Annotated in this window: 19 protein-coding genes; 13 read left to right on the forward strand and 6 right to left on the reverse strand. The window is 44.6% G+C overall.

Translation table 11 applies throughout. The features are described from left to right. The first annotated feature begins 68 nt into the window (after positions 1 to 68). Positions 69 to 1,091, forward strand: coding sequence for a type I glyceraldehyde-3-phosphate dehydrogenase (gene gap, locus ACYUCY_RS05700; RefSeq protein WP_460225490.1), 1,023 nt, complete (start codon positions 69 to 71; stop codon positions 1,089 to 1,091). A gap of 115 nt (positions 1,092 to 1,206) precedes the next feature. On the opposite strand, the gene smpB is transcribed toward gap, so the two are convergent. Next, positions 1,207 to 1,677 carry an SsrA-binding protein SmpB gene (smpB, locus tag ACYUCY_RS05705; RefSeq protein ID WP_460225491.1) on the reverse strand — a complete coding sequence of 157 codons (471 nt, stop codon included), beginning with the start codon at positions 1,675 to 1,677 and terminating at the stop codon, positions 1,207 to 1,209. A 187-nt stretch (positions 1,678 to 1,864) separates the two neighbouring features. Between smpB and ACYUCY_RS05710 the strand changes: the two genes are divergently transcribed. The 3 genes from ACYUCY_RS05710 to ACYUCY_RS05720 all read left to right on the forward strand — a co-directional run bounded on the left by ACYUCY_RS05710 (position 1,865) and on the right by ACYUCY_RS05720 (position 4,104). Next, complete coding sequence (locus tag ACYUCY_RS05710) at positions 1,865 to 3,241, forward strand: sodium-dependent transporter (RefSeq protein ID WP_460225492.1); 1,377 nt, start codon at positions 1,865 to 1,867, stop codon at positions 3,239 to 3,241. A gap of 23 nt (positions 3,242 to 3,264) precedes the next feature. Next, positions 3,265 to 3,705 carry a type II toxin-antitoxin system RatA family toxin gene (locus ACYUCY_RS05715; protein WP_460225493.1) on the forward strand — a complete coding sequence of 147 codons (441 nt, stop codon included), beginning with the start codon at positions 3,265 to 3,267 and terminating at the stop codon, positions 3,703 to 3,705. Between the two features lie 66 nt (positions 3,706 to 3,771). Next, a complete protein-coding gene (locus ACYUCY_RS05720; protein WP_460225494.1) occupies positions 3,772 to 4,104 on the forward strand; it encodes an RnfH family protein in 333 nt (110 codons plus the stop codon). Positions 4,105 to 4,248: 144 nt separating this feature from the next. Here ACYUCY_RS05720 and ACYUCY_RS05725 read toward each other — a convergent pair whose 3' ends face one another. After that, complete coding sequence (locus tag ACYUCY_RS05725; RefSeq protein ID WP_460225495.1) at positions 4,249 to 4,635, reverse strand: outer membrane protein assembly factor BamE; 387 nt, start codon at positions 4,633 to 4,635, stop codon at positions 4,249 to 4,251. Positions 4,636 to 4,996: 361 nt separating this feature from the next. Between ACYUCY_RS05725 and fur the strand changes: the two genes are divergently transcribed. Beyond that, positions 4,997 to 5,404, forward strand: coding sequence for a ferric iron uptake transcriptional regulator (gene fur, locus ACYUCY_RS05730; RefSeq protein WP_460225496.1), 408 nt, complete (start codon positions 4,997 to 4,999; stop codon positions 5,402 to 5,404). A gap of 114 nt (positions 5,405 to 5,518) precedes the next feature. Here fur and recN read toward each other — a convergent pair whose 3' ends face one another. After that, a complete protein-coding gene (gene recN / locus ACYUCY_RS05735; RefSeq protein ID WP_460225497.1) occupies positions 5,519 to 7,174 on the reverse strand; it encodes a DNA repair protein RecN in 1,656 nt (551 codons plus the stop codon). A 330-nt stretch (positions 7,175 to 7,504) separates the two neighbouring features. On the opposite strand from recN, the gene grpE reads away from it, so the two are divergent. From grpE to dapB, 5 genes are all read left to right on the forward strand, one after another. Continuing rightward, positions 7,505 to 8,080: a nucleotide exchange factor GrpE gene (gene grpE, locus ACYUCY_RS05740; protein ID WP_460225498.1), complete on the forward strand. Its 576-nt coding sequence runs from the start codon at positions 7,505 to 7,507 to the stop codon at positions 8,078 to 8,080. A 157-nt stretch (positions 8,081 to 8,237) separates the two neighbouring features. After that, positions 8,238 to 10,175 (forward strand): molecular chaperone DnaK, encoded by a 1,938-nt coding sequence (gene dnaK, locus ACYUCY_RS05745; RefSeq protein WP_460225499.1) that lies wholly within the window; start codon positions 8,238 to 8,240, stop codon positions 10,173 to 10,175. Positions 10,176 to 10,379: 204 nt separating this feature from the next. After that, entirely contained in the window at positions 10,380 to 11,513 is a 1,134-nt protein-coding gene (gene dnaJ / locus ACYUCY_RS05750) for a molecular chaperone DnaJ (RefSeq protein WP_460225500.1), read from the forward strand. Between the two features lie 116 nt (positions 11,514 to 11,629). Continuing rightward, positions 11,630 to 12,208: a DUF502 domain-containing protein gene (locus tag ACYUCY_RS05755; protein WP_460225501.1), complete on the forward strand. Its 579-nt coding sequence runs from the start codon at positions 11,630 to 11,632 to the stop codon at positions 12,206 to 12,208. Between the two features lie 51 nt (positions 12,209 to 12,259). Further along, the gene (dapB, locus tag ACYUCY_RS05760) at positions 12,260 to 13,066 is read left to right on the forward strand and encodes a 4-hydroxy-tetrahydrodipicolinate reductase (RefSeq protein ID WP_460225502.1); all 807 of its coding nucleotides are present in this window, start codon (positions 12,260 to 12,262) and stop codon (positions 13,064 to 13,066) included. A 53-nt stretch (positions 13,067 to 13,119) separates the two neighbouring features. On the opposite strand, the gene ACYUCY_RS05765 is transcribed toward dapB, so the two are convergent. Beyond that, entirely contained in the window at positions 13,120 to 16,248 is a 3,129-nt protein-coding gene (locus ACYUCY_RS05765; RefSeq protein ID WP_460225503.1) for a S8 family peptidase, read from the reverse strand. An 845-nt stretch (positions 16,249 to 17,093) separates the two neighbouring features. Here ACYUCY_RS05765 and carA point away from each other — a divergent pair. The 3 genes from carA to greA all read left to right on the forward strand — a co-directional run bounded on the left by carA (position 17,094) and on the right by greA (position 22,011). Then, the gene (carA, locus tag ACYUCY_RS05770; protein WP_460225504.1) at positions 17,094 to 18,230 is read left to right on the forward strand and encodes a glutamine-hydrolyzing carbamoyl-phosphate synthase small subunit; all 1,137 of its coding nucleotides are present in this window, start codon (positions 17,094 to 17,096) and stop codon (positions 18,228 to 18,230) included. Between the two features lie 86 nt (positions 18,231 to 18,316). Further along, positions 18,317 to 21,538: a carbamoyl-phosphate synthase large subunit gene (gene carB / locus ACYUCY_RS05775; protein WP_460225505.1), complete on the forward strand. Its 3,222-nt coding sequence runs from the start codon at positions 18,317 to 18,319 to the stop codon at positions 21,536 to 21,538. After that, positions 21,535 to 22,011 (forward strand): transcription elongation factor GreA, encoded by a 477-nt coding sequence (gene greA / locus ACYUCY_RS05780; RefSeq protein ID WP_460225506.1) that lies wholly within the window; start codon positions 21,535 to 21,537, stop codon positions 22,009 to 22,011. The genes carB and greA overlap by 4 nt, the downstream gene beginning before the upstream one ends. Positions 22,012 to 22,100: 89 nt before the next feature. Here greA and ACYUCY_RS05785 read toward each other — a convergent pair whose 3' ends face one another. Both ACYUCY_RS05785 and ACYUCY_RS05790 read right to left on the reverse strand, forming a co-directional pair. After that, positions 22,101 to 23,549 carry a caspase family protein gene (locus tag ACYUCY_RS05785; RefSeq protein ID WP_460225507.1) on the reverse strand — a complete coding sequence of 483 codons (1,449 nt, stop codon included), beginning with the start codon at positions 23,547 to 23,549 and terminating at the stop codon, positions 22,101 to 22,103. Between the two features lie 80 nt (positions 23,550 to 23,629). Next, complete coding sequence (locus tag ACYUCY_RS05790) at positions 23,630 to 26,239, reverse strand: caspase family protein (protein WP_460225508.1); 2,610 nt, start codon at positions 26,237 to 26,239, stop codon at positions 23,630 to 23,632. Between the last annotated feature and the right edge of the window lie 26 nt (positions 26,240 to 26,265).

Genomic DNA, 26,265 nt, shown 5'->3' on the forward strand with positions numbered 1-26,265 from the left:
CACAGAATAGTTGTTTTATAGTCCATCACTTTACTCAAACACTTTATTTAATGAAGTTGGAGACAATCATGACAGTTCCAAAGATTGCTATTAATGGCTTTGGCCGAATTGGCCGCACGGTAATGCGTATCGCTAAATTAAGAAAACACTATGATGTAGTAGCGATTAACGATTTGGCCACTGCTGATCAACTCGCATACGCATTTAAATACGATAGCATTCATGGAACGTATCCAGGCCAGATTAGTGTCGCGGGTGACAGAATGGAAATCGATGGCGATCCATTTTTAGTCTTGTCCGAAAAAGATCCGGCGAAATTGCCGTGGCGTGAGCTTGGTGTTGATTACGTGATTGAAAGCACGGGAAAGTTTCGACAGCTTGTTGATCTACAGAAACATCTTGATGCGGGTGCGAGGCGAGTGTTGCTAACTGTGCCGCCAAAGGATGCCCTGGAGTCAACCTTGGTTACCGGCGTCAACGATCACGTCGTTAAAATGGATTCTAGAATTATTAGCAATGCCAGTTGTACCACCAATTGCGCCGCGCCACTGGCAAAAGTTTTACACGAAAGTTTTGGCATTAGGCGTGGTTTACTAACCACGGTGCATGCTTACACTTCTGATCAGCGATTAATTGATGCGCCTCATAAAGACATGCGTCGTTCTCGCAGCGCTGCTTCCAATATTGTTCCTACGTCTACTGGTGCGGCGCGTGCCATTGGTGTCGTGCTGCCCGAGTTGGCGGGTAGGTTAGATGGCATCGCTATGCGCGTTCCAGTTCCTGATGGCAGTATTGTAGATTTGACGGTTGAATTAGAAAAAGAGGCAAGCGTTGAGACGATTAATGACGCGATGAAAAAAGCTGCTGAGGGGCCGCTCAAAGGAATTCTTGCTTATTGCGAAGATCCTATCGTCTCTGGGGATATTATCGGCAATAGCCATTCCAGTATTTTTGACTCTTTGCTCACGCAGGTGATGGATAAGACCTTGGTGAAAGTTGTCAGCTGGTACGATAACGAATGGGGTTACAGTACGCGGATGGAAGAATTGATTGGGCGTTTGGCAGAAATGGATGGCATGAAGTCGAGCTGATTGTGCTCGGGTGGGTGTGCCAAATAAATCACTTTAAACTAATTTAAAGAAACGACTGCTAAGAAAAAACGCCGGAATATTTCCGGCGCTTTTCGTAAAGTAAAATTTTAGTTAACTACCGTTCTTTTAGGGTGCGTGATTTTTCTCGATTCCAATCACGTTCTTTTATTGTTGCGCGTTTATCGTGATCCTGTTTACCTTTAGCTAGCGCAATCGCACATTTCACCAAGTGATTCTTCCAATACAATTTTGTAGCAACAATGGTATAACCTTTTTGTTCAGCTGCTGCTCGCAGTTTGCCGATTTCTTTATTTTTTAATAATAACTTCCGCGTTCGAATAGGGTCGGTAACGTAGTGAGTAGACGCTGTATTTAACGGTTGAATTTGCGCACCCAATAACCACGCTTCACCATCTTTAAACAAAACATAACTATCAGTTAGCTGTACCTTGCCTTCGCGAATACTTTTTACTTCCCAGCCCTGTAGGACAACGCCAGCCTCGACCGTATCCTCAATGTGATAGTCAAAGCGTGCTCTCTTATTGAGAGCAATTGTATTGCTGGATACTTTCGGTTTCTTGGCCATGGCGGCGGATTATATAGAGCATCGCCCCTAAGTGGTATGGGGTAAAGCTACCCTTATTACGCTTTAGCTTGGGCAGAATCCTGCTACAATCGCCACTTTTGACAAAAAATTCCGTGGAATAAGACTCAAATTAGAGTTTTAACGGGCGGTAAATGAATCACGTAAGCACAAGACTGATGTTGGGGGAATGATGGATAAGCGGAAAATGCACGGTACCTGGGCAAATCGCTGGATCTTTATTTTGGCTGCGACTGGTTCTGCCGTTGGTTTGGGCAATATCTGGAAGTTTCCCTACATCGCTGGTGAAAACGGCGGCGGCGCTTTTGTTCTTGTGTATTTAGTGTGTATCGCCGTGATTGGTATTCCCATCATGATGGCGGAAACCATGATTGGTCGTCGTGGCCGCCAAAGTCCCGTTAATACCATGCGAGATCTTACGATTGAAGCGGGTATGGGGAAAGCCTGGGTTGGCATAGGTTGGATGGGGGTGATTGCAGGCTTATTGATTTTATCGTTTTATTCAGTCATTGCTGGCTGGTCATTAAAGTATATTTTTATGATGGCCAGTGGCGATTTTGCAAATGCTACTGCCGACACAGTCAATGCACATTTTGAAACTCTCCAAGCAAATAAATCCGACTTGATTCAGTGGCACAGCATTTTTATGTTGATGACTTTGCTTGTTGTTACCGCTGGAGTGACAAAAGGTTTAGGGAATGCAGTTCGAATACTAATGCCAATTCTATTTGTATTATTGTTGGTGTTGTTAGGTTACGGAATCAAAGAAGGTAATTTTAGCGAAGGATTTAATTTTTTATTTGATTTTGATTTCGGCAAGCTAAGCCGAGACGGGGTGCTGACTGCACTCGGCCATGCATTTTTTACATTGAGTTTAGGTATGGGTGCGATTATGGCCTACGGCGCCTATATGCCGGATGATGCGCCAATTGGTAAAACGATTTTAATCGTTGCGGCACTTGATACTTTGGTGGCGATTGTCGCTGGTCTGGCAATTTTCCCCATTGTTTTTGCCCATCAAGGCATTGAACCAAGTGCTGGGCCCGGATTGTTATTTGTTAGTTTGCCATTGGCGTTTGGAAATATGGCGGGTGGTTTGTATTTTGGTACGGCGTTTTTTATTTTGGTTAGTTTGGCTGCATGGAGTTCTGCAATTTCATTGATAGAGCCGGGTGTTGCATGGCTAGTTGAAACCAAGAAATGTAACCGCTTAGTTGCAAACATGATCTTGGGAGGTATTGCTTGGTTTGTGGGATTGGGAACCGTTTTTTCGTTTAACGATTGGAGCGGTCCGGATTACCACATCATGGGCGTTACGGTATTTGATTTTATCGATAAGCTTACTGCCAACGTTATGCTGCCTTTAGGTGGAATGTTTATTGCGATTTTCGCGGGTTGGTGTATGCATAAAACCCACGTTAGAAAAGAATTGTCACACGAATCCCAAGATGTCTTTGAAATCTGGCATGTGCTCATACGTTGGGTCTCGCCAGTCTTAGTCGGTTTAGTATTTATAGATTTAATTTGGAAATTAATGACCGCGTAGATGCGGGTGATTAGACATCGATAATGGAAAAAATAATAGAACGCAGCGCTTTAGTCGCTTTTTCTGCGCAGCAAATGTTTGACTTAGTTGATGATATTACACGGTATCCGCATTTTATGGATGGCTGTGTCGATTCGGAAGAATTGTTAAGAACCGATGAGCTTGTTGAAGCACGCTTGTGCTTACAGAAGGGAAAAATAAAACAAAGTTTTGTGACACGAAATCAGTTATTCCCCAATAGTCGTATCGAAATGAAACTTGTCGAAGGACCTTTTCGCATACTTGAAGGTGTTTGGGAGTTCGAGCAATTAGGGGATGTAGGTTGTAAAGTAAGTTTGCGTTTAGTTTTTGAGTTCAAGAATAAAATACTCGATTTGACCGCGAGCCCCTGGTTTGAATCTATTGGCGGCCAGTTAGTGGACGCGATTTGTAAGCGAGCAGAATTTTTATATAACGCCGTCTAGTGTTTTTGGGTGGCAGATAATGAAAACATTTAATTTTGGTGAATTAAGAATTGTGGTAAGAGCATTATGAGTGACCAAGAAAAAATACCGGTTGAGATTGCCTACGCAACACCAGAAAAACAAAAAATTATTTCTATGTTAGTGGTACCGGGTACTACAGCGAAGCATGCGGCAGAAATGTCGGGAATTACGATAGAGTTTCCCGAAATTGATTTTGAAACAGTAAAGTTAGGGTTGTTCGGCAAGCAGTTTGGTGCGAAAGGTTTAAAGTCGGCGGAGGAGTATGAGTTGCAAGCGAAAGATCGTGTAGAGATTTATCGCCCCTTAATTGCCGATCCAAAAGAAATTCGCAGAAAGCGCGCAGAAAAAGCCAAGCTGGCGAAGGAAAATAATAATTAATTTGTCTTGCAATAGTGTCGCGAACACGTTGTGAAGTGTAGGAAGTACGAGTGCTGCGAGTAGCAGCTTGTCGAGAGTGAATGAGAGCCCGAGCAAGGAATTGTTTGGTGAGACTCGCTCAAAAATACTTACTTAAATGGGCGCTCACTGGTTGTCGGATGCCTGCGTATTTTCTGTAGGCGAAGACGGTTTAAAATCTCCAGCAAAGTGAGTTAACTGGTCTTCTTTAAAATATACCGTGAATTTTTTCTCAGAAGTTTCGCCTTGGCGATTTTTTAAGGTGTATAAATAATCCCAGCGGTCTGGCTGAAAGCTATCAATGATAAGCGGAGTGCCTAAAATGAAGTTCACTTGGCGTTTGGTCATGCCGGGTTTTAATTGGTCAACCATTTCTTGAGTAATGATATTGCCCTGTTGAACTGTAACCTTGTATACCCCTGGGAATTGGAATCGACCACATCCCGTAATCGCGACGACTGCGCACACCGTAAGGACTAGGCACACTAACTGGTTTAAGGATTTTTTTCTCATTACTGGGGTTCCACAAATTACAACGAACGGGGATAATACCCGAATTAAATCACTGCTGAGAAGTAAGGATTAATAACAATAACGTGATTGCCTTGATCCGTAGGATTTTCTTCAGTTTGTGCAGTTTAGTTAGTATTGTCTGCAGCGCGAAAGCTTCAGACAACGATTTTGATTAAAAATTACATTGACCAGTTACTTTTTACCTTGGACCTCGGGTAAAGTAGCAAACCAGGTGAGTTTTCAACTGCTCACTTCTCGGAACTAAACGGACCCGCGCGAATCAGGGCCGCCATGGTAACGAAATTGCGCTCAAAACAACACCTACAACACCACTTATAACCATAAAGAAAAGGGGATAAATATGTCCGCCGAAAATGTCGAATTACGGAATGCCGGGCTTAAGGTCACTCTCCCTCGCGTAAAAATATTGCAAATGCTTGAAGGCGCTGACGAACGCCATATGAGCGCTGAAGATGTCTATAAGGCGTTGCTCGAATCAGGTGATGACGTCGGTTTGGCGACAGTTTATCGAGTCTTGACTCAATTCGAGAACGCTGGCTTGGTGATGAGGCATAATTTCGATGGCGGACATTCTGTTTTTGAGCTGGCTAAGGGCGATCACCACGATCACATGGTGTGTGTCGACTCCGGCAAGGTGATTGAATTCCACAATGAGGAAATTGAAAAGCTACAGCAGCAAATAGCGGATGACGCTGGGTATGAACTCGTTGGTCATTCCTTGGTGCTTTACGTAAAGCCTAAAAAGTAAAACCCTTCTCGAAGCACTTCCCAAATTAAAAACCTCGCCTCTTTATCAAGGGGCGAGGTTTTTTTAAACAAACGCTTTTAAATATTCAGCGCGATAGCTTTTAGATCAGTTGCGCTAGACACCGAGTATTTCTTTGGCATGGTCTAAAGACGCCTGCGTCACTTTATTGCTACCAATCATGCGCGCGATTTCTTCAACTTTCTGCTCATCATCAAGATGCTCAATACTGGTGTGAACAAGAGAGCCTTTCGTGGCTTTATTGACGCGTAAATGATGATGGGCTTTACCGGCGACCTGCGCTAAGTGGGTAACGCAAATGATCTGTGCTTTATCGCCAAGTTGTCGAAGTAGTTGGCCGACAATATCTGCGGTTGCACCGCCAATACCGACGTCGACTTCATCGAATACTAAAGTCGGCGTTGTCGACGTTTGCGCAGTCACTACTTGAATGGCTAGGCTGATCCTAGAAAGTTCGCCTCCTGACGCGATCTTGGCGAGTGGCTTCATGGGTTGGCCAGGGTTGGTGCTTATCACCAATTGAATATCCTCTAAACCATTAGCAGAAGCTTGTTTCAGAGGCGTAGCGTCGACCTTAAGTCGCGCATGCTCCATGGCGAGTTTCTTTAATTGTTGATTAACGGTTTTGGCGAGTTTAATCGCCGCCGTATCTCGTTGTGAGGACAGCTTGGTCGCGAGGTCGCGGAATTGTGTTTCTAAGCCTTCAACCGTTTTTGCCATGGCTTCGAGATCAGCGTCACCACCCCCTAATGCTGCTAGTTCTTCTGACAGATTGGCATGGAGAGTAAACAGCTCATTGGGCGGAACATGGTGTTTACGAGCAATATCGAATAGCGCAGATAAGCGCTGCTCAACTTCCTGTAAGCGCTCAGGTTCAAGATTAAAATTATTTATGTGGCGTTCGATTTCGTGCTGGGCTTCTTCAACTTGGATATGGGCAGAAGCCAACAATTGTTGTGCTTCTTTAATGGCTGGGATCTCTGCGGGTAAGGTGTTTGCGATGTAACGCGCTTTGTTTAAATTCTCCAAAATACTATTTTCTTCGCCACCGCAAAGACTGCTTAGCTGATAACTCTGTTGCAAGATGGCTTCGCCATTGGCCAGGGTTTTTTGTTCGGCTTCAAGTTGCTCAAACTCATCGGGTTTTATGGCGAGCTGATCAAGTTCTTCAACTTGATAGCGCAGTAACTGCACTCGAGCGAGAGTTTCTTCTTCATTATTTTTGAGTGAGGAGTAATGCTCTAGTTTTGTTTGCCAAGTGAGGAAAGCTTCGCGGACTTGTTCGACTAATTCACTGTGGCCAGCATACTCATCTAAAAGGCGTCGTTGAGTTTCTTTCTTTAGTAATGACTGGTGTTCATGTTGCGCGTGAACGTCAATCAGCATTTCACCCAGTTCACGAATCTGCACTAGCGTTACAGGTTGGCCATTGATGTAGGCTCGAGAGCGGCCATCGGCGGAAATGACTCGGCGTAAAAGGCATTCGTCATCAAGTGTAAGCTCATGTTGATCGAGCCAGTCTTTTGCATCTTTGAGTTTTGCGATATCGAAAGTAGCGTGAATTTCAGCTCGTTGTTTTCCGGCACGAATACGATCCGCGTCGGCACGGTCTCCAAGGGTTAAGCCTAGGGCGTCCAGAAGTATGGATTTTCCCGCGCCGGTTTCGCCTGTGATGGTAGTCATACCGCCATCTAACTCTAAATCGAGCTTATCGACGAGGGTGTAATTGTTGATGCTTAAATGGGTCAGCACAGAAGGCCTCCACTAATTTTGGCACTGATTTTTCTGGTTGTTTATACAGTATTTTTGAGCTTCCAGCTAGAAAATTTATCGATCTCTCGTAGATGGTTCGTCAGGGCTTGGCTGACGAGACAATTGCTAGAAACCGTAAGCGAGCTTATCAATGTCTAAAAGTCGCCAATTAAATCATAAAAATAGCGCTTCGACGCTTGAATGTTTCACAGTCGTCCCCATATACAGCGGAAACTTAGAGCCAAGTATCGTTGCGGCCTACAGAGAAAAGTAAACAATTGCCAAAACGGCAGACCCGAGTGAAGTGACGAAGTGATAGAGGAGACCCGAGTGACAAACGAAGACAACAACGAAGAGATATCCTCAGAAGATCAGCTTGAGGCCGCTGGCGCGGAGTTGGACGATGTAATGAATGACGATGGCGAAGCTCAAGCCGACGCCTCCGCTGAGATTGAGCGCTTACAGAATGAATTGATCACGGCTCAAGAGCAGGCCTTACGGGCTACAGCGGAAGCTCAAAACGCTTCGCGCCGAGCGACGGCGGATATCGAAAAAGCGCATAAGTTTGGGCAAGAAAAATTGATCGGCGATCTGCTCGTCGTGGTCGATAATTTAGAGCGTTCGTTGGCAGCGATTGACGATGGCGGTGAAGCACTAAAGCCAGTTTTAGAGGGCGTAGAGCTCACCTTGAAGTCTTTGGTGGATGCCCTTAAGCGTCACAATGTAGAGGCAATCGATCCAGAGGGTCTACCTTTCGACCCGCAACTGCATCAGGCAATGACAGCTATCGAAAATGCTGATGTAGAGCCAAATACCGTACTCGACGTGTTTCAGAAAGGTTACACCTTGCACGGCCGCCTGGTTCGCCCTGCGATGGTTGTTGTATCGAAGGCAGCGAATAAGTAATTGAGCTGCGGGGGCTTGAAAAATCAGCAATCGCGCCAATATTAGAAATCAACGAATTTAAAGAATCAGTCGGCTGTAATCGAGATAAAGTGAAGCCACTGTTAATTAACATGTAAAGCAACCACTAGGTTGCTTTTGAGTAACGAGGAGAAGGTTCATGGGCAAAATTATCGGTATCGACTTGGGAACAACTAATTCCTGTGTCTCAGTTTTAGAAGGCGGCAAAGCCAAAGTAATTGAGAACTCAGAAGGTGATCGCACGACACCGTCAATTGTTGCTTTCACTGATGACAACGAAATCTTAGTTGGTCAGAGCGCAAAGCGTCAGTCAGTGACAAATCCGCAAAATACTTTGTATGCGGTTAAGCGTTTAATTGGTCGAAAATTTAAAGACGACGTTGTGCAAAAAGATATTTCCATGGTGCCTTACAAAATTGTTGCGGCAGACAATGGCGATGCTTGGGTAGAGGTCGCGGGCGATAAAAAAGCACCGCCACAAATTTCAGCCGAAGTATTGAAGAAAATGAAAAAAACGGCTGAAGACTATCTCGGTGAGAAGGTTACAGAAGCAGTTATTACTGTGCCTGCATATTTCAACGACTCTCAGCGTCAAGCGACTAAAGATGCGGGCAAGATTGCCGGTTTAGACGTTAAGCGAATTATTAATGAGCCAACTGCTGCTGCGCTTGCTTACGGTATGGATAAAGCGAAAGGCGATCATACTGTTGCGGTGTATGATTTAGGTGGTGGTACTTTCGATATTTCAATTATTGAAATTGCTGACGTTGATGGAGAGCATCAGTTCGAAGTCTTATCAACCAACGGCGATACTTTTCTAGGTGGTGAAGATTTCGATATGCGTTTAATCGAATACTTGGCGGCTGATTTCAAACAGTCCAGTGGTATCGATTTACACAATGATCCTTTAGCGTTGCAGCGTTTAAAAGAAGCCGCTGAAAAAGCAAAAATTGAACTGTCTTCTAGCCAGCAAACCGAAGTGAATTTGCCTTACATCACTGCGGACCAAAGTGGACCTAAGCATTTGGTCGTTAAACTAACACGTGCGAAATTAGAATCTTTGGTTGAAGACTTGGTTACCAAGTCTATCGAGCCTGTAAAAATGGCGATTAAAGATTCCGGTATCTCGGTAAGTGATATCGACGATATCATTTTGGTGGGCGGTCAAACGCGTATGCCTTTAGTGCAAGCCAAAGTAGCAGAATTTTTTGGCAAAGAGCCACGTAAAGATGTAAACCCCGACGAAGCAGTAGCCATGGGTGCCGCTATTCAAGGTGCGGTATTGGCAGGTGATGTTAAAGATGTATTGTTGTTAGATGTTACCCCGCTTACTTTGGGTATCGAAACCATGGGCGGTGTTGCGACACCTCTTATTGAGAAGAACACGACGATTCCAACTAAGAAGTCGCAGATTTTCTCAACAGCGGAAGATAATCAAACAGCAGTGACCATTCACGTTGTTCAGGGTGAACGTAAGCAAGCTTCGCAGAATAAATCTCTTGGCCGTTTTGATTTGGCTGATATTCCTCCTGCACATCGAGGTGTTCCGCAAATTGAAGTGACCTTTGATATTGATGCCAATGGTATCTTGAATGTTGGCGCCAAAGATAAGGCGACAGGAAAGGAACAGTCTATTGTGATTAAAGCCTCTTCTGGTTTAGATGACGCTGAAATCGAAAAAATGGTGAAGGACGCAGAAGCGAATGCCGATGCCGATCGTAAGTTTGAGGAGATTGTAACGGCGCGCAACACTTTGGAAGGTTTAATTCACGCAACGCAAAAAACCTTAACTGAAGCCGGTGACAAAGCCTCGGCGGAAGAGAAAACTGCCATTGAAGAAGCGATTAAAGAAGCTGAAGAAGTTGTTAAAGGCGAAGATAAAGAAAAAATCGACGCGGCGACAACTAAGCTAACTGAAGCATCGAGTTCTTTAGCGCAGAAAATGTATGCGGAACAAGCTGCTCAAGCGCAAGGTGAAGGCGGGCCAGACGCAAGTGCACAAGAAGAGCCAACGGCTGCTGAAGATGGTGCGGTTGATGCCGAGTTTGAAGAAGTTAAAGACGAAGACAACAAATAATTTTTGCAATAAATTATTTGTAATTGATAGCCGGTTTTACGTACTTTTTTAGCACACTAAATTGGCAAAAAACTAACGCGGGACATGTCCCGCGTTATGCGTGTCTGGGAAGCAATACTTTTGTGCGAAAAGCGCGAACTATAGATCGCTATAGTTACCAGATGTTAAGTTGAAGAAGCTTGTCTAATTTAAAAGAAAGAATTTATGTCTAAACGCGATTACTACGAAATATTGGGTGTTGAAAAAAGTGTTTCAGAACAAGATCTGAAAAAAGCTTATCGCCGTGTTGCGATGAAGTTTCATCCTGACAGAAACCCTGACGACAAAGACGCTGAAGAAAAATTTAAAGAAGCGAGCGAAGCCTACGAAGTCCTCTCTGATTCTGAAAAACGCGAAGCTTACGACCGTTTTGGCCATTCCGGTGTTGAGGGGATGGGCGGAATGGGCGGCGCTGGTGGCGGCGGCTTCGGAAACTTTAGTGATGTTTTTGGCGATGTGTTCGGTGATATTTTTGGTGGTGGAGGCGGCGGCAGATCTCGTGGCGGGCCGGCAAGAGGCTCTGATCTTCGCTATACATTAGAGTTGTCCCTCGAAGATGCAGTAAAAGGCACTAATGTAAAAATTCGTGTGCCGACATTAATTTCTTGTAAAACCTGCGATGGATCCGGGGCTAAATCTGGTACTAAACCAACGGGTTGTACTACCTGTGGTGGCGTTGGCCAAGTGAGAATGTCCCAAGGTTTTTTCTCGGTTCAGCAAACCTGTCCAAACTGTCGTGGTAAAGGTTCGATCATCACTGATCCGTGTAACAGCTGTAAGGGTCATGGTCGCGTTGAAGAAGAAAAAACGCTTTCAGTTAAAGTGCCTCCCGGTGTTGATGTCGGCGATCGTATTCGCTTGGCCGGAGAAGGTGAAGCAGGAACTGATGGTGGTCCAAGCGGCGATCTTTATGTGCAAATGTCCGTTAAAGATCATGAGATTTTTCAGCGCGAAGGCAAAAATCTTTTTTGTGAAGTGCCAATCGGATTCGTAGAGGCCGCATTAGGTGGTGAAATTGAGGTGCCCACTCTCGATGGAAGAGTAAAATTAAAAGTACCGGCAGAAACGCAGACCGGGAAGTTGTTTCGCTTGCGAGGTAAGGGTGTAACCTCGGTTCGCGGTGGTGCGGCTGGTGATTTGATGTGTCGAGTTGTTGTTGAGACACCGGTGAGTTTAAGCGGCAAGCAAAAAGAATTACTAAAAGAATTTCAGGCGTCAATGACGGGAACGAAAAACTCCCCACGTCAAAACAGCTGGTTTGAAGGAATGAAAAGTTTCTTCGGTGATATGAAAATCTAAAAACCCCCTTTGTGGGCTTCGGTAATGATGCCGGTTTCCGCTTCATAAATTGTTTGCACCGTCAGGCGATTTATTGAATCATTCGAATTCCAGTAATTGCGGTACCGGGAATAACTATGAAAACGATCGCCAATACGTTTTTAAAAGGCTTGGTTTTTACCTTGCCTATCGTCATTACCTTCGGCTTAATTTATTGGCTGTTTGTCAGTGCTGAAGATCTTCTTAGGATTCCCTTAGAGTGGATGTTGCCCAGCGGTTGGTATATGCCGGGTATGGGCGTTGTGTCCGCTCTCATAATTATTTTCGTGCACGGAATTTTAGTTCAAGCCTATCTAATTAATAAATTGTTTTCTTGGCTTGAGTCTTTGGTGGGACGCATTCCTTTTGTAAATACTTTATATGGTAGCGCCAAGGATTTATTAAGGTTCGTTGCTGGCGATAAAAGCCAGAATATGCAAAAAGTTGTCGCCATTACATTGGATAACAATATTAAAATGATTGGCTTCGTCACCAATGAAGATGTGACATTAGGCGATCAAAAAGAGCAAATTTCAATTTATGTGCCGCTGAGTTATCAGATCGGTGGTTTCTTGCTGTATTTACCTAAGTCACGTTGTGAGCCATTGGATCTTTCCGTAAAACAAGCTATGCAGTTGGTGTTAACGGCTAACGTTGTAAATAATAACAGCGATTGAATTTTTTAACTGATTTTTAGTGAGTGCTTATTTAATGCAAGGGGAACACACATGACAACTCGTATCGCAGTGACTGGTGCAGCAGGTCGCATGGGTAAAATGTTGATCGAAACTATCTCGCAGACGGATGGTGTTTCGTTGACTGGTGCGATTGGGCGTCCAGACAGTAGCTTAGTGGGCACGGATTCTGGTGAACTTGCAGGAATTGGTAAAAATGGAATTACAGTGGTCGCCAGTTTGGAAGAAATTTTAAATGATTTCGATGTTCTTATTGATTTTACTGCGCCCGCTCCTACCTTAAACAACACAAAATTATGTGCAGAAAATAATAAAAAAATAGTTATTGGAACAACGGGTTTAAGCGCAGAACAAAAAAATGACATAGCGACTTATCAATCCGAGACGGCAATGTGCTTGTCTGCAAACTATAGTTCTGGTTTAAATGTGAGTCTGAAATTAATTGAGCTGGCTGCAAAAACCTTGGGTGATGATGTTGATATAGAAATTGTTGAGGCTCATCATCGGCATAAAGTGGATGCACCATCAGGGACTGCATTGGCCATGGGTGAAGTTGTTGCTGGTGCCTTAGATCGTGATTTGAAAAAAGTCGCGACCTATGGCCGCGAAGGGCAAACCGGCGCTCGCGATCGCGAAACCATTGGCTTTGCCACAATTCGCGGCGGCGATGTTGTAGGAGATCACACTGTAATGTTTTTGGCTGATGGCGAGCGTGTTGAGATTACTCACAAAGCCTCGAATCGAATCGTATTTGCTCGTGGCGCTGTACGTGCAGCAAAGTGGCTTAATCAGCAGGCAAATGGTTTGTATTCAATGCAAGATGTACTTAATTTAAAATAAGCATTTCATTTTTTGTTCGTGTCATGGTGTCAGTTTTATTTTATTACTTCGTTTTAATGCTGACGGCTACGGAAAAGACGAATAGGTTGCGGGTTGTCTAAATCTTTAAGGCTAAAACGACCATAGAAAACGACCAACAATAAAAATAATAAAACGCTCAAATTGATTGAGCCGCCACCGCCACTACTCCCGCCTCCAGAACTGGGTGGGGTGCTGGGGTTGGGAACTGTCATAGCGGTGGCGCTGACTGTAATAGTTACCATTGCAGTATCAGAAACTCCGTCACTATCTGTCACCGTTAATTCAAAACGTAAATCTTCCGCGGTTCCACTTGCTGTAAATGTTGGACTCGCTATTGCAGTGTTACTCAGAGTCACGCTAGTGCCGGCTGTTTGCGCCCAACTATAAGTTGAAATGCTGCCATCACTGTCACTGCTGGCAGAACCATTTAAAGTAACGAAGCTATTGCGGCCAACGGTTTGAGGCGTTCCGGCGTTCGAGTTAGGTGGTGCATTGATACGAATATCGACGGTGTCACTGGCTGATAGGCCGTCTCCGTCGGTAACGGTTAAGTTAAAGCGTAATGTTTCAGCGCTTGTAGGGGTATCGATATTAGCGATGGCTGTGTTTGCATTATTGATCGTGACAGAGGTCCCACTTAACTGTGTCCACAAATAATCGACGATGACATTATCGGCGTCGCGACTATTGCTGCCGTTAAGCACAACATTTTGTGATTGTAGTTGCACCACTTGATTTGGGCCCGCATTTGCAGTCGGTGGCACATTGGCAACTTGCCACAACAAAGCAAGATTGTTGCTGACACTCGCGCTGTTGTTGCTAAATTGCGTAATGCCAGTTGGCGCTACTTTGGTGCCGATAGTGGCGGAAGCACCGTCGTCATAGGCAGGATCTTCAAAATCAACATCTAAATAATTAAATAAAACATCAGAACTATTTTCAAAAAATACCACTTGGAACGTTACTACACCTGCACTGCCAGCCAGCAGAGGATTGGCGTTACTTTCGAAATGAGGCACATCTCGCCATTCGACAATTAGCTGCCGATTCGGCGCTACACCTTGAATACCCCAAACGACACTGCCACCTGCTTCTGGGTTTAAATCATCCCAAAAGGGAGCAATTGCTAAAGGCACAGAATCTGACGTTAACGGTAAATTTAATCCTGCGAAAAGCCCGAGGCTTTCTTCAAAATTACTATCGAAACTTAATACGCCGTTACTGCTAACAAATAATTCCGTAAATCCGTTCTCGACAAGACCAAAGGGGATTGAAAACGGAATGCTGATTGTTGCGAATTCATCATCAGCTAAATTCAAGTTAGTTGGACTGCTTATGGTCCGAAAAACAAAACTAGTCATTACAGGTGTTTGGTAGTTATAAATAATATCGACGGGTAGTAAATCGTTTCCGGGAAAAACTAAAGTGGAGGGCCCGAGCGGTATGTAAGAAGCAGAATAAACGCCGTCCCCTGAATCAGCGTCTGCGTTCACTCCGTTGTCGAGCAAGGTAACGCTATCGTTTGCCGGCGTAACGGAGACAGAAACATTTCCTGCCGCATTGCCGCAGTTTATATTCAAAACATTTAAATCCAGAGCGCTATCCCTAAGTACGATCGCTCTGTTGTTATTGGGTTTGGTTCGGCGGGTTAGGATTTGGTTGTTGCAGCTCAAAGCGCCAACGCCATTATTATCGGCGGCGCGAATGCGTTTACTGGTTGCCGTTTGGTTAAGCGCATTCAATGTTGTTCCACTGCTCAGGATCAAATTGCGAATCGTCGTTGCATTTCTCGCTGGATCTTGCGTATGGAGTAACGCGGCAAGCCCAGCGACATGAGGAGTCGCCATCGACGTTCCGCTAAAGAAAGCATAGCCACTCGGACTACAAGACGGACAGCTGCCGGTGGGGACGGTTGAAAGAATACCTGACCCTGGAGCGCCGACATCAACTGAAAAGCGGCCGAAATTAGAAAAGCTAGATAACTGATCGTCGTCGTCTGTCGCTGCAACTGATATCACATTACCTAATTCATAGCTCGCAGGGTAAGACGGATTCAGGTCAATATCTTCTCCATCGTTACCAGCAGCGGCGACGAATAAGATACCAGCATTTTGATGCGCTTCAATCGCGTCGAAAAGTGCTTGAGAAAAACCGGCACCACCCCATGAGTTATTTGTTACCACAATGTTGACCGGGTCAATCGCTCTATTTTTTAACGCAAGAAAATAATCCAAACATTCAACGGCGTCTGAGGTTAGGCCGGAATCTTCCGCGACTAAAAACTTACAGGCAATAATTTCAACCTGCCAATTAACGCCTGCGATCCCAACGCCGTTGTTTCCTCTAGCACCAAGAATGCCTGCGACATGTGTGCCGTGCCCGTCATCGTCGAAAGGGTCTCCTGATTCATTAATGGTGTTAACGCCAAAGATGTCATCGATATAGCCGTTGTTGTCATCATCAATATTGTTGTTAGGAATTTCCCTGGAGTTTGTCCACATATTTGCAGCAAGGTCTGGGTGGGTGTAGTCGACGCCGGAATCGATTACGCCAACGACAGTGTTACTACTTCCCGTCGTCATGTCCCAAGCGAGAGGGGCATTGATGTCGGCGTCCAGAGTACCTCCACTTTGACCAATATTGTTTAAATTCCATTGTGAGGTATAGGAGGGGTCTAGGGGGGTGGCGAAGGTGTGGAGAAAATAATTTGGCTCGACGTAATCGACGGAAGGATCTTGTTGGAATGCCTCTAGCATCTCTAACATTGATGCGCTGGTGTTGAATTCCACAAGCTCAAGATCTTGATTCTGTGAGAAGCGTTTAACTGTTTTACTTCCTACCTGTTTATGGATGTGGCGCTCGACTTGGGCGGAGCCTGCGTTAGTAAAATTCGCATTACGTTTAAAGCGCACTAGCAGCTGCCCGGGAGCATGTGGGTATTTAAGTAGCTCTGCGTTATCGCGTTTTGGACTGCTCAGGTTTTGTTTGCTTATAACTGACGCCGTATCCTGATTGGTTTCAGCGGCATGGGAGAGAGTGAAGATATTAGAAAGTAAAAATAGCGCCGTAACTAAGCCAAAACATCTGAGACCTCCAACAGTGAGTACTGTAGGTCGCGCTGACAAATTCTTCAGAGAGTGTCTCGTTTGGCTCAATTGCATGTTAATTCCTTTGCGTTTGATTGTATGAAACCATCAATTCTCGTATTCGCGGATTACATCGAAATAGTTAACAAGAAAGATACGAATTTATTTTATTTTCGGATGTCTGCGTTCGGCATTAGGACTCGGAATTTGTTTTAGAGTTGATAAAAACGCCATCTTTCTCCCGTCGACCACTGTCGTTGATCCTCGTAGTCCTCATGAAGCCGACATTTATATGACTGGATAGGAAATCTTGTCTCGAAAAACCGCTATCAGCGGAGTTCTTGACTGCCGAGATTCGCTACCTAATTGAGGGCGACAATTCACTAACAATAACCCTGTATTTGTCTGCTTGCTAGCCATGCAGCGATATTTGTGATCTGTGGCTTGTTTAGTGGCTTCGTTATAGTTTTTCCGCCTATTTTTCACCGCCGATATGGGTTTTGTCGGTGGATTAGATTGGACAACAATAGGCGTTTTCGTCTAGAATCGCGGCCTGAGTTTGCACCTTGTAGGTGACTAGATTCAGGCCATCTTACGACATAAGTCCTATCTAAGTCCTTACCGATGCAATGCCGCATATAACGGATAAATCCAGCGAATCGATTGAAGGCAAGGGCCTGTGGCTTTGGGAATAAACATACAAGAAGCGAGATAGGAGTTAATTCTTCATCTCGCTTTTTTTCGATCCCAAGTTTATGTAATCAAGCGTCACTGATCCGTTCCGGGGCTTCCCTCGTTACCCATAATGACTATGAAGACAGGCGTACTTAATCTAGCGAGTACGACAGTTTAGCTGCGCATACTTAAAAAATTGCTGGCTCGTCTTAGATGAGCCAGAGATGTAATCTGAGGAGAATATTTTGAGTCATCGACCCGCCATACTCGTTCTTGAAGATGGCACAATATTTCGCGGCACTGCGATTGGTGCAGAAGGCGTTTCTACCGGTGAAGTTGTTTTTAATACAGCGCTCACCGGCTATCAAGAAATTCTGACTGACCCTTCTTATGCAAAACAAATTATCACCTTAACTTATCCCCATATTGGCAATGTTGGCACCAACTCCGAAGATGAAGAGTGCGAGACTATTTGGGCTGCAGGTTTAGTGATAAGAGACTTACCCTTATTGGCGAGTAACTTTCGGAACCAACAGTCATTAGATGATTATTTGAAGCAGAGAAATATTCTCGGCATCGCCGATATTGATACCCGTAAGTTAACGAGAATTTTGCGGGATAAAGGCGCGCAAAATGGTTGCTTGATGGCCGGTGAGGTCGACGATGAAAAAGCGCTTTTAGCAGCGAAAGAATTTCCCGGTCTCAAAGGTATGGATTTGGCGAAGGTGGTTTCTTGCAAAGAAAAATATTCTTGGCAAGAAGGGACGTGGCGTTTAGGTGTAGGACATACGATTCCTACCGAGCCAGCTAAATTTAAAGTTGTCGCTTATGATTTTGGCGTCAAACGAAATATTCTCCGTATCTTGGTTGATCATGGTTGCGAAGTGACTGTGGTTCCCGCGCAAACACCCGCTGCTGAAGTCTTGGCTATGCAACCTGACGGTGTTTTCCTATCCAATGGCCCTGGCGATCCTGAGCCTTGTGATTACGCAGTTGCGGCAATCAAAGAAATTCTTGAAACCGATATTCCCGTCTTCGGTATATGTTTGGGCCATCAGTTGTTAGGTTTGGCCAGCGGAGCGCGCACTAAAAAAATGAAGTTCGGTCATCACGGCGCGAATCATCCCGTACAAGATTTAACTCATAAAAATGTCATGATCACTAGTCAGAACCACGGCTTTGCTGTCGATGACGATAGCTTGACTGAAAATTTACTAGCGACACACCGCTCTTTATTCGATGGTTCTTTGCAAGGTATGCATCGCACGGACAAGGCGGCATTTAGTTTTCAGGGCCATCCTGAAGCCAGTCCGGGGCCGCGAGATGCTGCGCCTTTGTTTGAACATTTTATTGAATTAATGGATCAGAGAAAAAATAAATAGTCGTTTATCAAAACACAATTTATTTAGATTTAAGTGATTAGTAAAAACTGTCTCGCAAAATAATTTGCCTGACGAGCGGAGTAAGAATGCCTAAAAGAACCGATATCAATTCTATTTTAATTATTGGCGCAGGCCCTATCGTTATAGGGCAGGCCTGTGAGTTTGATTACTCAGGAGCGCAAGCGTGTAAAGCCTTAAGAGAAGAAGGCTTTCGCGTTATCTTGGTAAATTCAAATCCCGCTACCATCATGACTGACCCCGCGATGGCGGATGCAACGTATATCGAACCGATCAATTGGCAAGCCGTTAAAAAAATTATTGAACGTGAGCGCCCTGATGCAGTACTGCCAACCATGGGGGGGCAAACCGCCTTAAATTGTGCCCTAGATTTACATCGCAACGGTGTGTTGGAAGAGTTTGGTGTTGAATTAATTGGTGCAAACGAAGACGCAATTGATAAGGCGGAAGATCGCAGTCGTTTTGATAAAGCGATGAAGTCTATCGGCTTAGAATGTCCCCGCGCAAAAATTGTTAAAACCTTAGAAGACGCTTTAGAAGTGCCAAAAGAATTTGGCTTCCCTTGTATTATTCGTCCTTCGTTCACAATGGGTGGTTCTGGCGGCGGTATTGCATACAACTGGGAAGAGTTCGAAGAAATCTGTTTACGCGGAATCGATTTATCACCAACCAATGAATTATTAATCGATGAGTCTTTAATTGGTTGGAAAGAATTTGAAATGGAAGTTGTTCGCGACAAGAACGACAACTGTATTATCGTTTGCGCGATAGAAAATTTTGACCCAATGGGAGTGCATACCGGTGATTCTATTACTGTTGCACCGGCGCAAACGCTTACCGACAAAGAATATCAAATCATGCGCGACGCATCGATTGCAGTCTTGCGCGAAATTGGTGTTGAGACTGGTGGATCAAATGTTCAGTTCGCGGTAAATCCAAAAGACGGTCGTCTCGTTATTATTGAAATGAATCCTAGGGTGTCTCGCTCTTCTGCCTTAGCTTCAAAAGCAACAGGATTCCCCATCGCAAAAATTGCCGCAAAGCTTGCTGTCGGTTACACCCTCGACGAATTGAAAAACGATATTACCGGCGGTGCGACACCGGCATCGTTCGAGCCATCAATCGATTATGTGGTAACCAAAGTGCCGCGTTTTACTTTTGAAAAATTTGGTGAAGCAGACGCACGATTGACCACGCAAATGAAATCAGTTGGGGAAGTGATGGCGATCGGCCGCACGTTCCAAGAATCAATCCAAAAAGCCTTACGCGGTTTAGAGGTGGGCTCGTGTGGTTTCGAACCTCATGTAGATTTGGCCAGCCCTGATGCGATGAATAAAATTCGTCGCGATTTAACCACACCTGGCGCGAATCGCCTTTGGTATGTGGGTGATGCGTTTAGAGCGGGAATGACAGTTGAAGAAGTATTCGAAGCATCGGCTATTGATCCCTGGTTCTTAGTGCAAATCGAAGACCTTATAAAAACCGAGCAGGCATTAGAAGGTCGCAAGTTAACTGAAATTTCTAAACAAGAATTATTTTTACTAAAACGCAAAGGTTTTTCTGATCGTCGCTTAGGTGCGTTGCTTGGACAAAAACAACGTGCGGTGCGTAACTATCGTCAATCCTTAGATGTGCGACCGGTTTATAAGCGAGTTGATACTTGTGCAGCAGAATTTTCAACGTCTACTGCGTACATGTATTCAACCTATGAAGAAGAGTGCGAAGCCGAGCCCAGTAACCGAGACAAAATATTAGTTTTAGGCGGTGGACCCAATCGTATCGGTCAAGGTATCGAGTTTGATTATTGCTGTGTGCACGCTGCCCTAGCAATGCGAGAAGACGGTTACGAAACCATTATGGTGAATTGTAATCCAGAGACTGTTTCAACGGATTACGATACTTCTGATAGATTGTTTTTCGAGCCAGTCACCTTAGAAGATGTCTTGGAAATCGTTCATAAAGAAAAGCCCAAGGGCGTAATTGTTCAGTTTGGTGGTCAAACGCCGCTACGAATTGTTGCCGCACTAGAAGAAGAGGGCGTGCCAATTATTGGTACGAGCGCGGACGCCATTGATCGTGCAGAAGATCGCGAGCGCTTTCAGCAGATGATTCAAAATTTGAAATTAAAACAACCCTCGAATGCGATTGTAAGATCGACGGATGAGGCGGTAGTTGCCGCGCTGCAAGTGAAATATCCTTTAGTCGTAAGGCCTTCCTATGTGCTGGGTGGTCGTGCAATGGAAATTGTTTATAACGAGGAAGAGCTGCGCACTTATATGACAGAAGCCGTACAGGTTTCCGAAGAAGCGCCAGTGTTGTTGGATCACTTTTTGAATAATGCCATCGAAGTCGACATCGACGCGGTGAGTGATGGCAAAGAAGTTATTATCGGCGCAATTATGCAACATATTGAACAGTGTGGTGTTCACTCCGGTGATTCCGCTTGTTCTTTGCCGCCATATTCTTTGCCAGAAAACGTTCAAAATGATATGCGTGAGCAAGTTAAATGTATGGCATTGGAGCTGGGCGTCATTGGCTTGATGAACGTTCAACTTGCTTATCAAGACGGCGAAATTTATGTTATCGAAGTAAACCCTCGTGCGTCGCGTACTGTACCCTTTGTTTCTAAGTGTATTGGCGTTTCCTTGGCGAAAATTGCAGCGCGCTGTCAGGCTGGTACAAGTCTAGCGGAGCAGGGTTTTACTAAAGAAGTAGTGCCAGATTATTTCAGTGTTAAAGAAGCGGTATTCCCCTTCAATAAATTTCCTGCGGTTGACCCGATACTTGGGCCAGAAATGAAATCGACTGGTGAAGTGATGGGCGTCGGCGATACATTTGCCGAAGCATATGCGAAAGCTGAGCAGGCGACGGGTGGCCCAATTCCTACGTCGGGTACGGTATTTATTAGTGTTCGTGACTTTGATAAAAAAGCGATTGTGCCAGTCGCGAATGAGTTAACTAATTTAGGTTTTAAATTGGTAGCCACACGGGGAACAGCGAAAATTATTGAAGATGCTGGCTTAACTGTGCAGCAAGTTAATAAAGTCGCCGAAGGTCGACCTCATATCGTAGATATGATAAAAAACGACGAAATTAATATTGTCATTAACACCACGGAAGGGCGTCAGGCGATTAAGGATTCTTCATCAATTCGTCGCAGCGCCGAGAATCATCGTGTTTATTACACGACAACACTGGCGGGAGCGAATGCAATTTGTATGGCGCTTCGTTTTGGGCAACAACAAACTGTTCGTCGCTTACAAGAGCTTCATCGGAGAATTGCTGTATGAGTAAAGTACCCATGACAAAAGCCGGGGCTGATGCCTTGCAAAAAGAATTGGATGAACTTAAAAAAGTTGTTCGTCCTCGTATTGTTAAAGCGATCGCCGAAGCACGAGAGCATGGTGATTTGAAAGAAAACGCTGAATATCATGCTGCTCGTGAACAGCAGAGTTTTTGCGAAGGCCGAATTCAAGAAATCGAAGGCAAACTCAGTTTCGCTCAGATTATTGATGTCACCAACATTCCTAATACCGAAAAAGTTATTTTCGGCGTGACTGTTGATATCGTCAATGTTGATACCGAAGAATCGGTAACTTACCAGATCGTGGGTGATGATGAAGCCGATGTTAAAGCTAACAAGATTTCAATTAATTCACCTATAGCGCGAGGTTTGATCGGTAAGTTTGTGGGTGATGAAGTGGCTATTCAAACTCCCGCTGGTGAAGTGTATTACGAGATTGAAAAAGTACAGCACATTTGATCGCATTAACACTTAAAAGAGCTAAGCAAAAAAAGGCCGATGATTTTATTCATCGGCCTTTTTTATGCTTAGTTGGTTAATTCTAGAAACTATTTGACGGTATTTACTTTTAAGTAGCTAGAGCGCATAACATTAGATTTTTTTGCAGCGACGCCAATAGCACGCATCCCGGGTTCAGATATTTGCGCGAATACTTCGTCATACTCTCCGTTTGCTTTTCGCTTTCCGCCAACTTGTTCATTGTAAAGATTAATGGGATCTTCTGAAAAGACAACCACTACCAATGCGTCACCGGCGGGCTCTGTGGCGGGTAAAGTAAACTTCATTTTATCCGTCGGAATTGTCATCATTCCCGCAGACACTCGATTGTCTTTATGGAACTGGTTGGGAAATAAAATAGTATCGCCGTCTTTGGAGTCCACAGTAATAACATTTAAATAGCCGTTTCCAGGAACATCCACACTGATCACAATTGATTCACCTAACTTGTATTGCTGAGCATTAGTGGTAATTTTAATTCCATCTTGCTGGCTGGAAATTTTATTAGAAAGCTCAACTAAATTGGACCAGTTGGTGCCGGCAACATTTGCAGCACCATTGGAAATAGAAGCTAAAGGTAAGTTGCTGTTAAACTTATTTGGATTGCCGCTTAACTGAGGGTGAAATATTTTCGCCGGTGAAGTTCTGCTGTTGATATAGTTTTGTACTGCCTTTTGGATTTGCGCCGGCGTAATATTCGCGTTGCTGTTCACAGCATTGCGTACAGTTTGCTTGAGACCTAAGGTAAATAAACTACCTTTGCTTGTTGCCAGCGCTTTTTCGTCATCCTTTGCCGCGGTGAGAGCAACATAGTTATCGCTCGATCCATCTAGAACTGCAGCTTTAACACCAATTGCACGCTGCGAAGAAGTAGCGGCTTCAATATCTGGATCGGCTGCTACATCATCAAACCCGTGATGAAGATATTTAGAGTAGGTTTTGCTGACGCCCAGTAAAGAGGGATCGGCATCCAAACTGCGTGTTGCAGTTCCACTGTTACAGGCATCTATAAACACCATTACATGCTTGCTCGGAATTTTTTCTAGTATCTTTCCCAATGTGTCATCAACGATCGCGCCGGCAACATAGCGCTTGCCATTTTCGTTAACGATTCTGAAATCAGAAGTAAGAATTGTTTCATCTTTTTTGTCATCGGTTTCATCGCCACTGGAATCTTTAAAGCGGGAGCCGTGACCGCTAAAATAAAAAAGCACACGGTCATCGGCTTTCACACCATCTACCAACCAGGTGAGCATTGCATTGGCAACATTTTTTTCTGTGGCCTCAGTATCACGTAAGATTTTAATTTGATTATCTTTAAAGCCCATCAGCTTAGAGACATTGACCATCGCATCAATGTCGTAATTGATTCCAGGCAAGTCATTGTCGCCGTACTGATAGTCACCGACACCAACCAACAAAACTCGGTCTTCAGTAAACCCTAAGTTACAAAAAGCCACTGATGAAGTAGCCAATAAAAGTGTCGATAGAAATTTCATGGTTGTTCCCCTAATTCCCTGTTAAGTAATTATTTACATTAGACGGTAAGAACCCCAAAAATTAGCAATATCTTTTGTGACTAGCGCCTAACGAATACAAAATCTCCGCCTTTATCATTGTCTGACATAACAAAGTATTGCGGTGTTTGTGCTGCACCAGAACTCACTGGCCCATAAAGTTGTTTGTATAGCTGTTCAGCCGTTAAGTAGGGCTCGTTCTGGCCGCGTAATGCGGTTAATAAATGGTGAGCAAAGATCGAGTGGCCGTTACCACCACCGTCAGAGACCGGCTCGATATCGCCGCTGGTGATCGCGCGCCGTGAGTTTTGCCCCGCTTTGGTTTTAATGTAATCACCCGTTGCGATAAAGAAATCGCTTTCGTTGCCTCGTTGCGCAAAGGTACCGGCGTAACATGAATCGCTGATTAACAGTACGTGACGGGCCTTCACTTTTTCAACATAATCTGCGACATAACCATTGGGCACCCAAGATGTACGATGGCCCTTTTTATGAATATCTTTGCCGTCCACGGGAATCCAATAGCCAGTGCCAGCGTGGCCTTTGTCTTGGTAACCGTGCCCCGCGTAATAAATTAATACGCTGTCGTTGGGGCCAACTTCATCTTGCAGTTGATCAATCGCTAAAACCATTTCTTCACGAGTACCGTTCACGACAGTGGTTATGTGTTCATCGCTAAAATTGTATTGTTCGATTAATACTTTTCGTAATTGATTCGCGTCGTTGGTCGGTGTCGCGAGATCCGGAACTTCAAGATATTCTTGGTTGGCAATAATAAGCGCGTGATAGCGACCCGTTAATGCTTGTTCACCTTCTTTAATGGTTTCGCTATTACTTTCTTTGCTGTTTGATGAGTCGTTTTGCGTATTGCTAACGATAAAATTACCGTCGTGAGCACTCAGTGTTTTTTCAGTTTTTTCGTTATTGCCATCCGTTACGATGATACTTAGTTGACGCTGTCCTGCAGTTAAATCTGGCGGTAAATAAAATACTTGTGTTTGTGCGCCAGGCACTGACAAAAACCGCGTTTGTTGTTCGCTACCGACTTCAAATTCAATATTCTGGCCATTTAATTCAATTCGTTTAATACCTTGAATGTCCGCAGCGACTCCTAAGATGCCACGGTTTTCTTGAATGCCAATTGCTCGCGTGGACCATGATTCGAGCTCTGGAAATAGCACAAGTGGTTTATCGTTTGCCGATGCACCGTTGCTATTCGCAACAATAATGTTGCCACTTGGCGATTGTTGTTGTTTTTGTCGTGCAATGGCTGCGTCCAGCTGCTCCCGCGCAGTGGCCCAGGGTTTATTCGGTCGATCCGCGCCGATACTTTGCGCTTGGGTAAGATCCGCATTGGCGCTGTTCAGTGCACCTTGCCCCATTTTGTATATGGCTCTTTGAACTAACCGGTTTACGATTTCATCAATAAAATAAAGTGCTTTTTCATCGCGGGGATTATTGCGTAACTGACTTCTGGTAACGGCGAGGGCATTTCTATTCTCAGGAAATACTAATTTCCCCGTATCCAAATAAGCCCACACTTGTTTTTCCCATTCTGCCTTGACGGAACTACTATCGAAAATGGTTAACTTGGTGGCGTTATTGCTGAAGTTGCTCGCGGCGATTTCATAAGAAAGCACGTCTCGCGCAATTTCTTGGAGCTCGCGCATGCGACTGCGATTAAGGTTAGCGCCATAACGTGCGGGAATAATTATGGAGACTTCCATTAATTCATCGTCAAGCTCCGTCGTTTGAATGACGTCCGCTTGTTCGGAAAATTCCGCAGGTAGTTCAAAGCGTGCGACGACTTCATCAAGCAATGCATCCAAAGAACGTGTCGCGGATCTTTTTGAGATAAAAATAATTTCAATTTGTCGATTTTCGACGACGTGGGTCGCTTCCCATTCTCTCACTTGCGCTAATACTGATTGGGATTGACGTTCAGCTAACTGCATATCTAATTCCGTAGCCGTCGTTTTTAATCGCGCGTCGACCGTTGAGTTAATACTCAGGTAGGGTTGGTTGTCGACGCGGTTGTCGACGTAGTATCCGGTTAAATTTAATGTTTTTACTGAACTGCGGGCATCGCTTCTTATGCCATCGATATTCATTCGGTATTGCGCTGACTGCCGCCGAGACTCGTCTACGAACTCATAACCATTTCGCGAAAATTGCTGTTGGATTTGCTTTAGTGCGAGTTCCGCGAGTGCTTGGTCTTCATGATTGGGTAAAAAAACAGATTCGAGATAAATCGTGCGCCGTTGTTGTATCCGTGGACCACAATCGGGATTAGTTAATTGCTTTCTCACCCAGCGATTAAGAAACCCCATTTCAATACGCATGCTGCCTTCAAGAGCCCATTGGTTCCGAATTTCTTGGTCAACATCGAAAAGCGTATTGCTAACCAAGTATTTGTAATCGGGGGCGAGTTCCTGATTAATCCAGGTTTCCATGCAGTCGAGAATTTCAGGGTTCCAATTTTCATCTCTGAGTAAGTTAGCCAGCGCATCTCGGGTAACACTGATCACAGCGCTGTCATAAGCTTGCTCTCGCGTTGTTTCCATTTCTGCAAAATCACCGGTAAAACGATCCGCCGCCAAAACGATACCGCTTAAGCTCAGTATTGAAACCAAGCCGAAGGATTTAATAGTACGTTTATTAAAGCGAATCATCAGGATACTCCAGGGGCATTTTTACG

It is taken from the genome of Aurantivibrio infirmus (assembly GCF_054767315.1).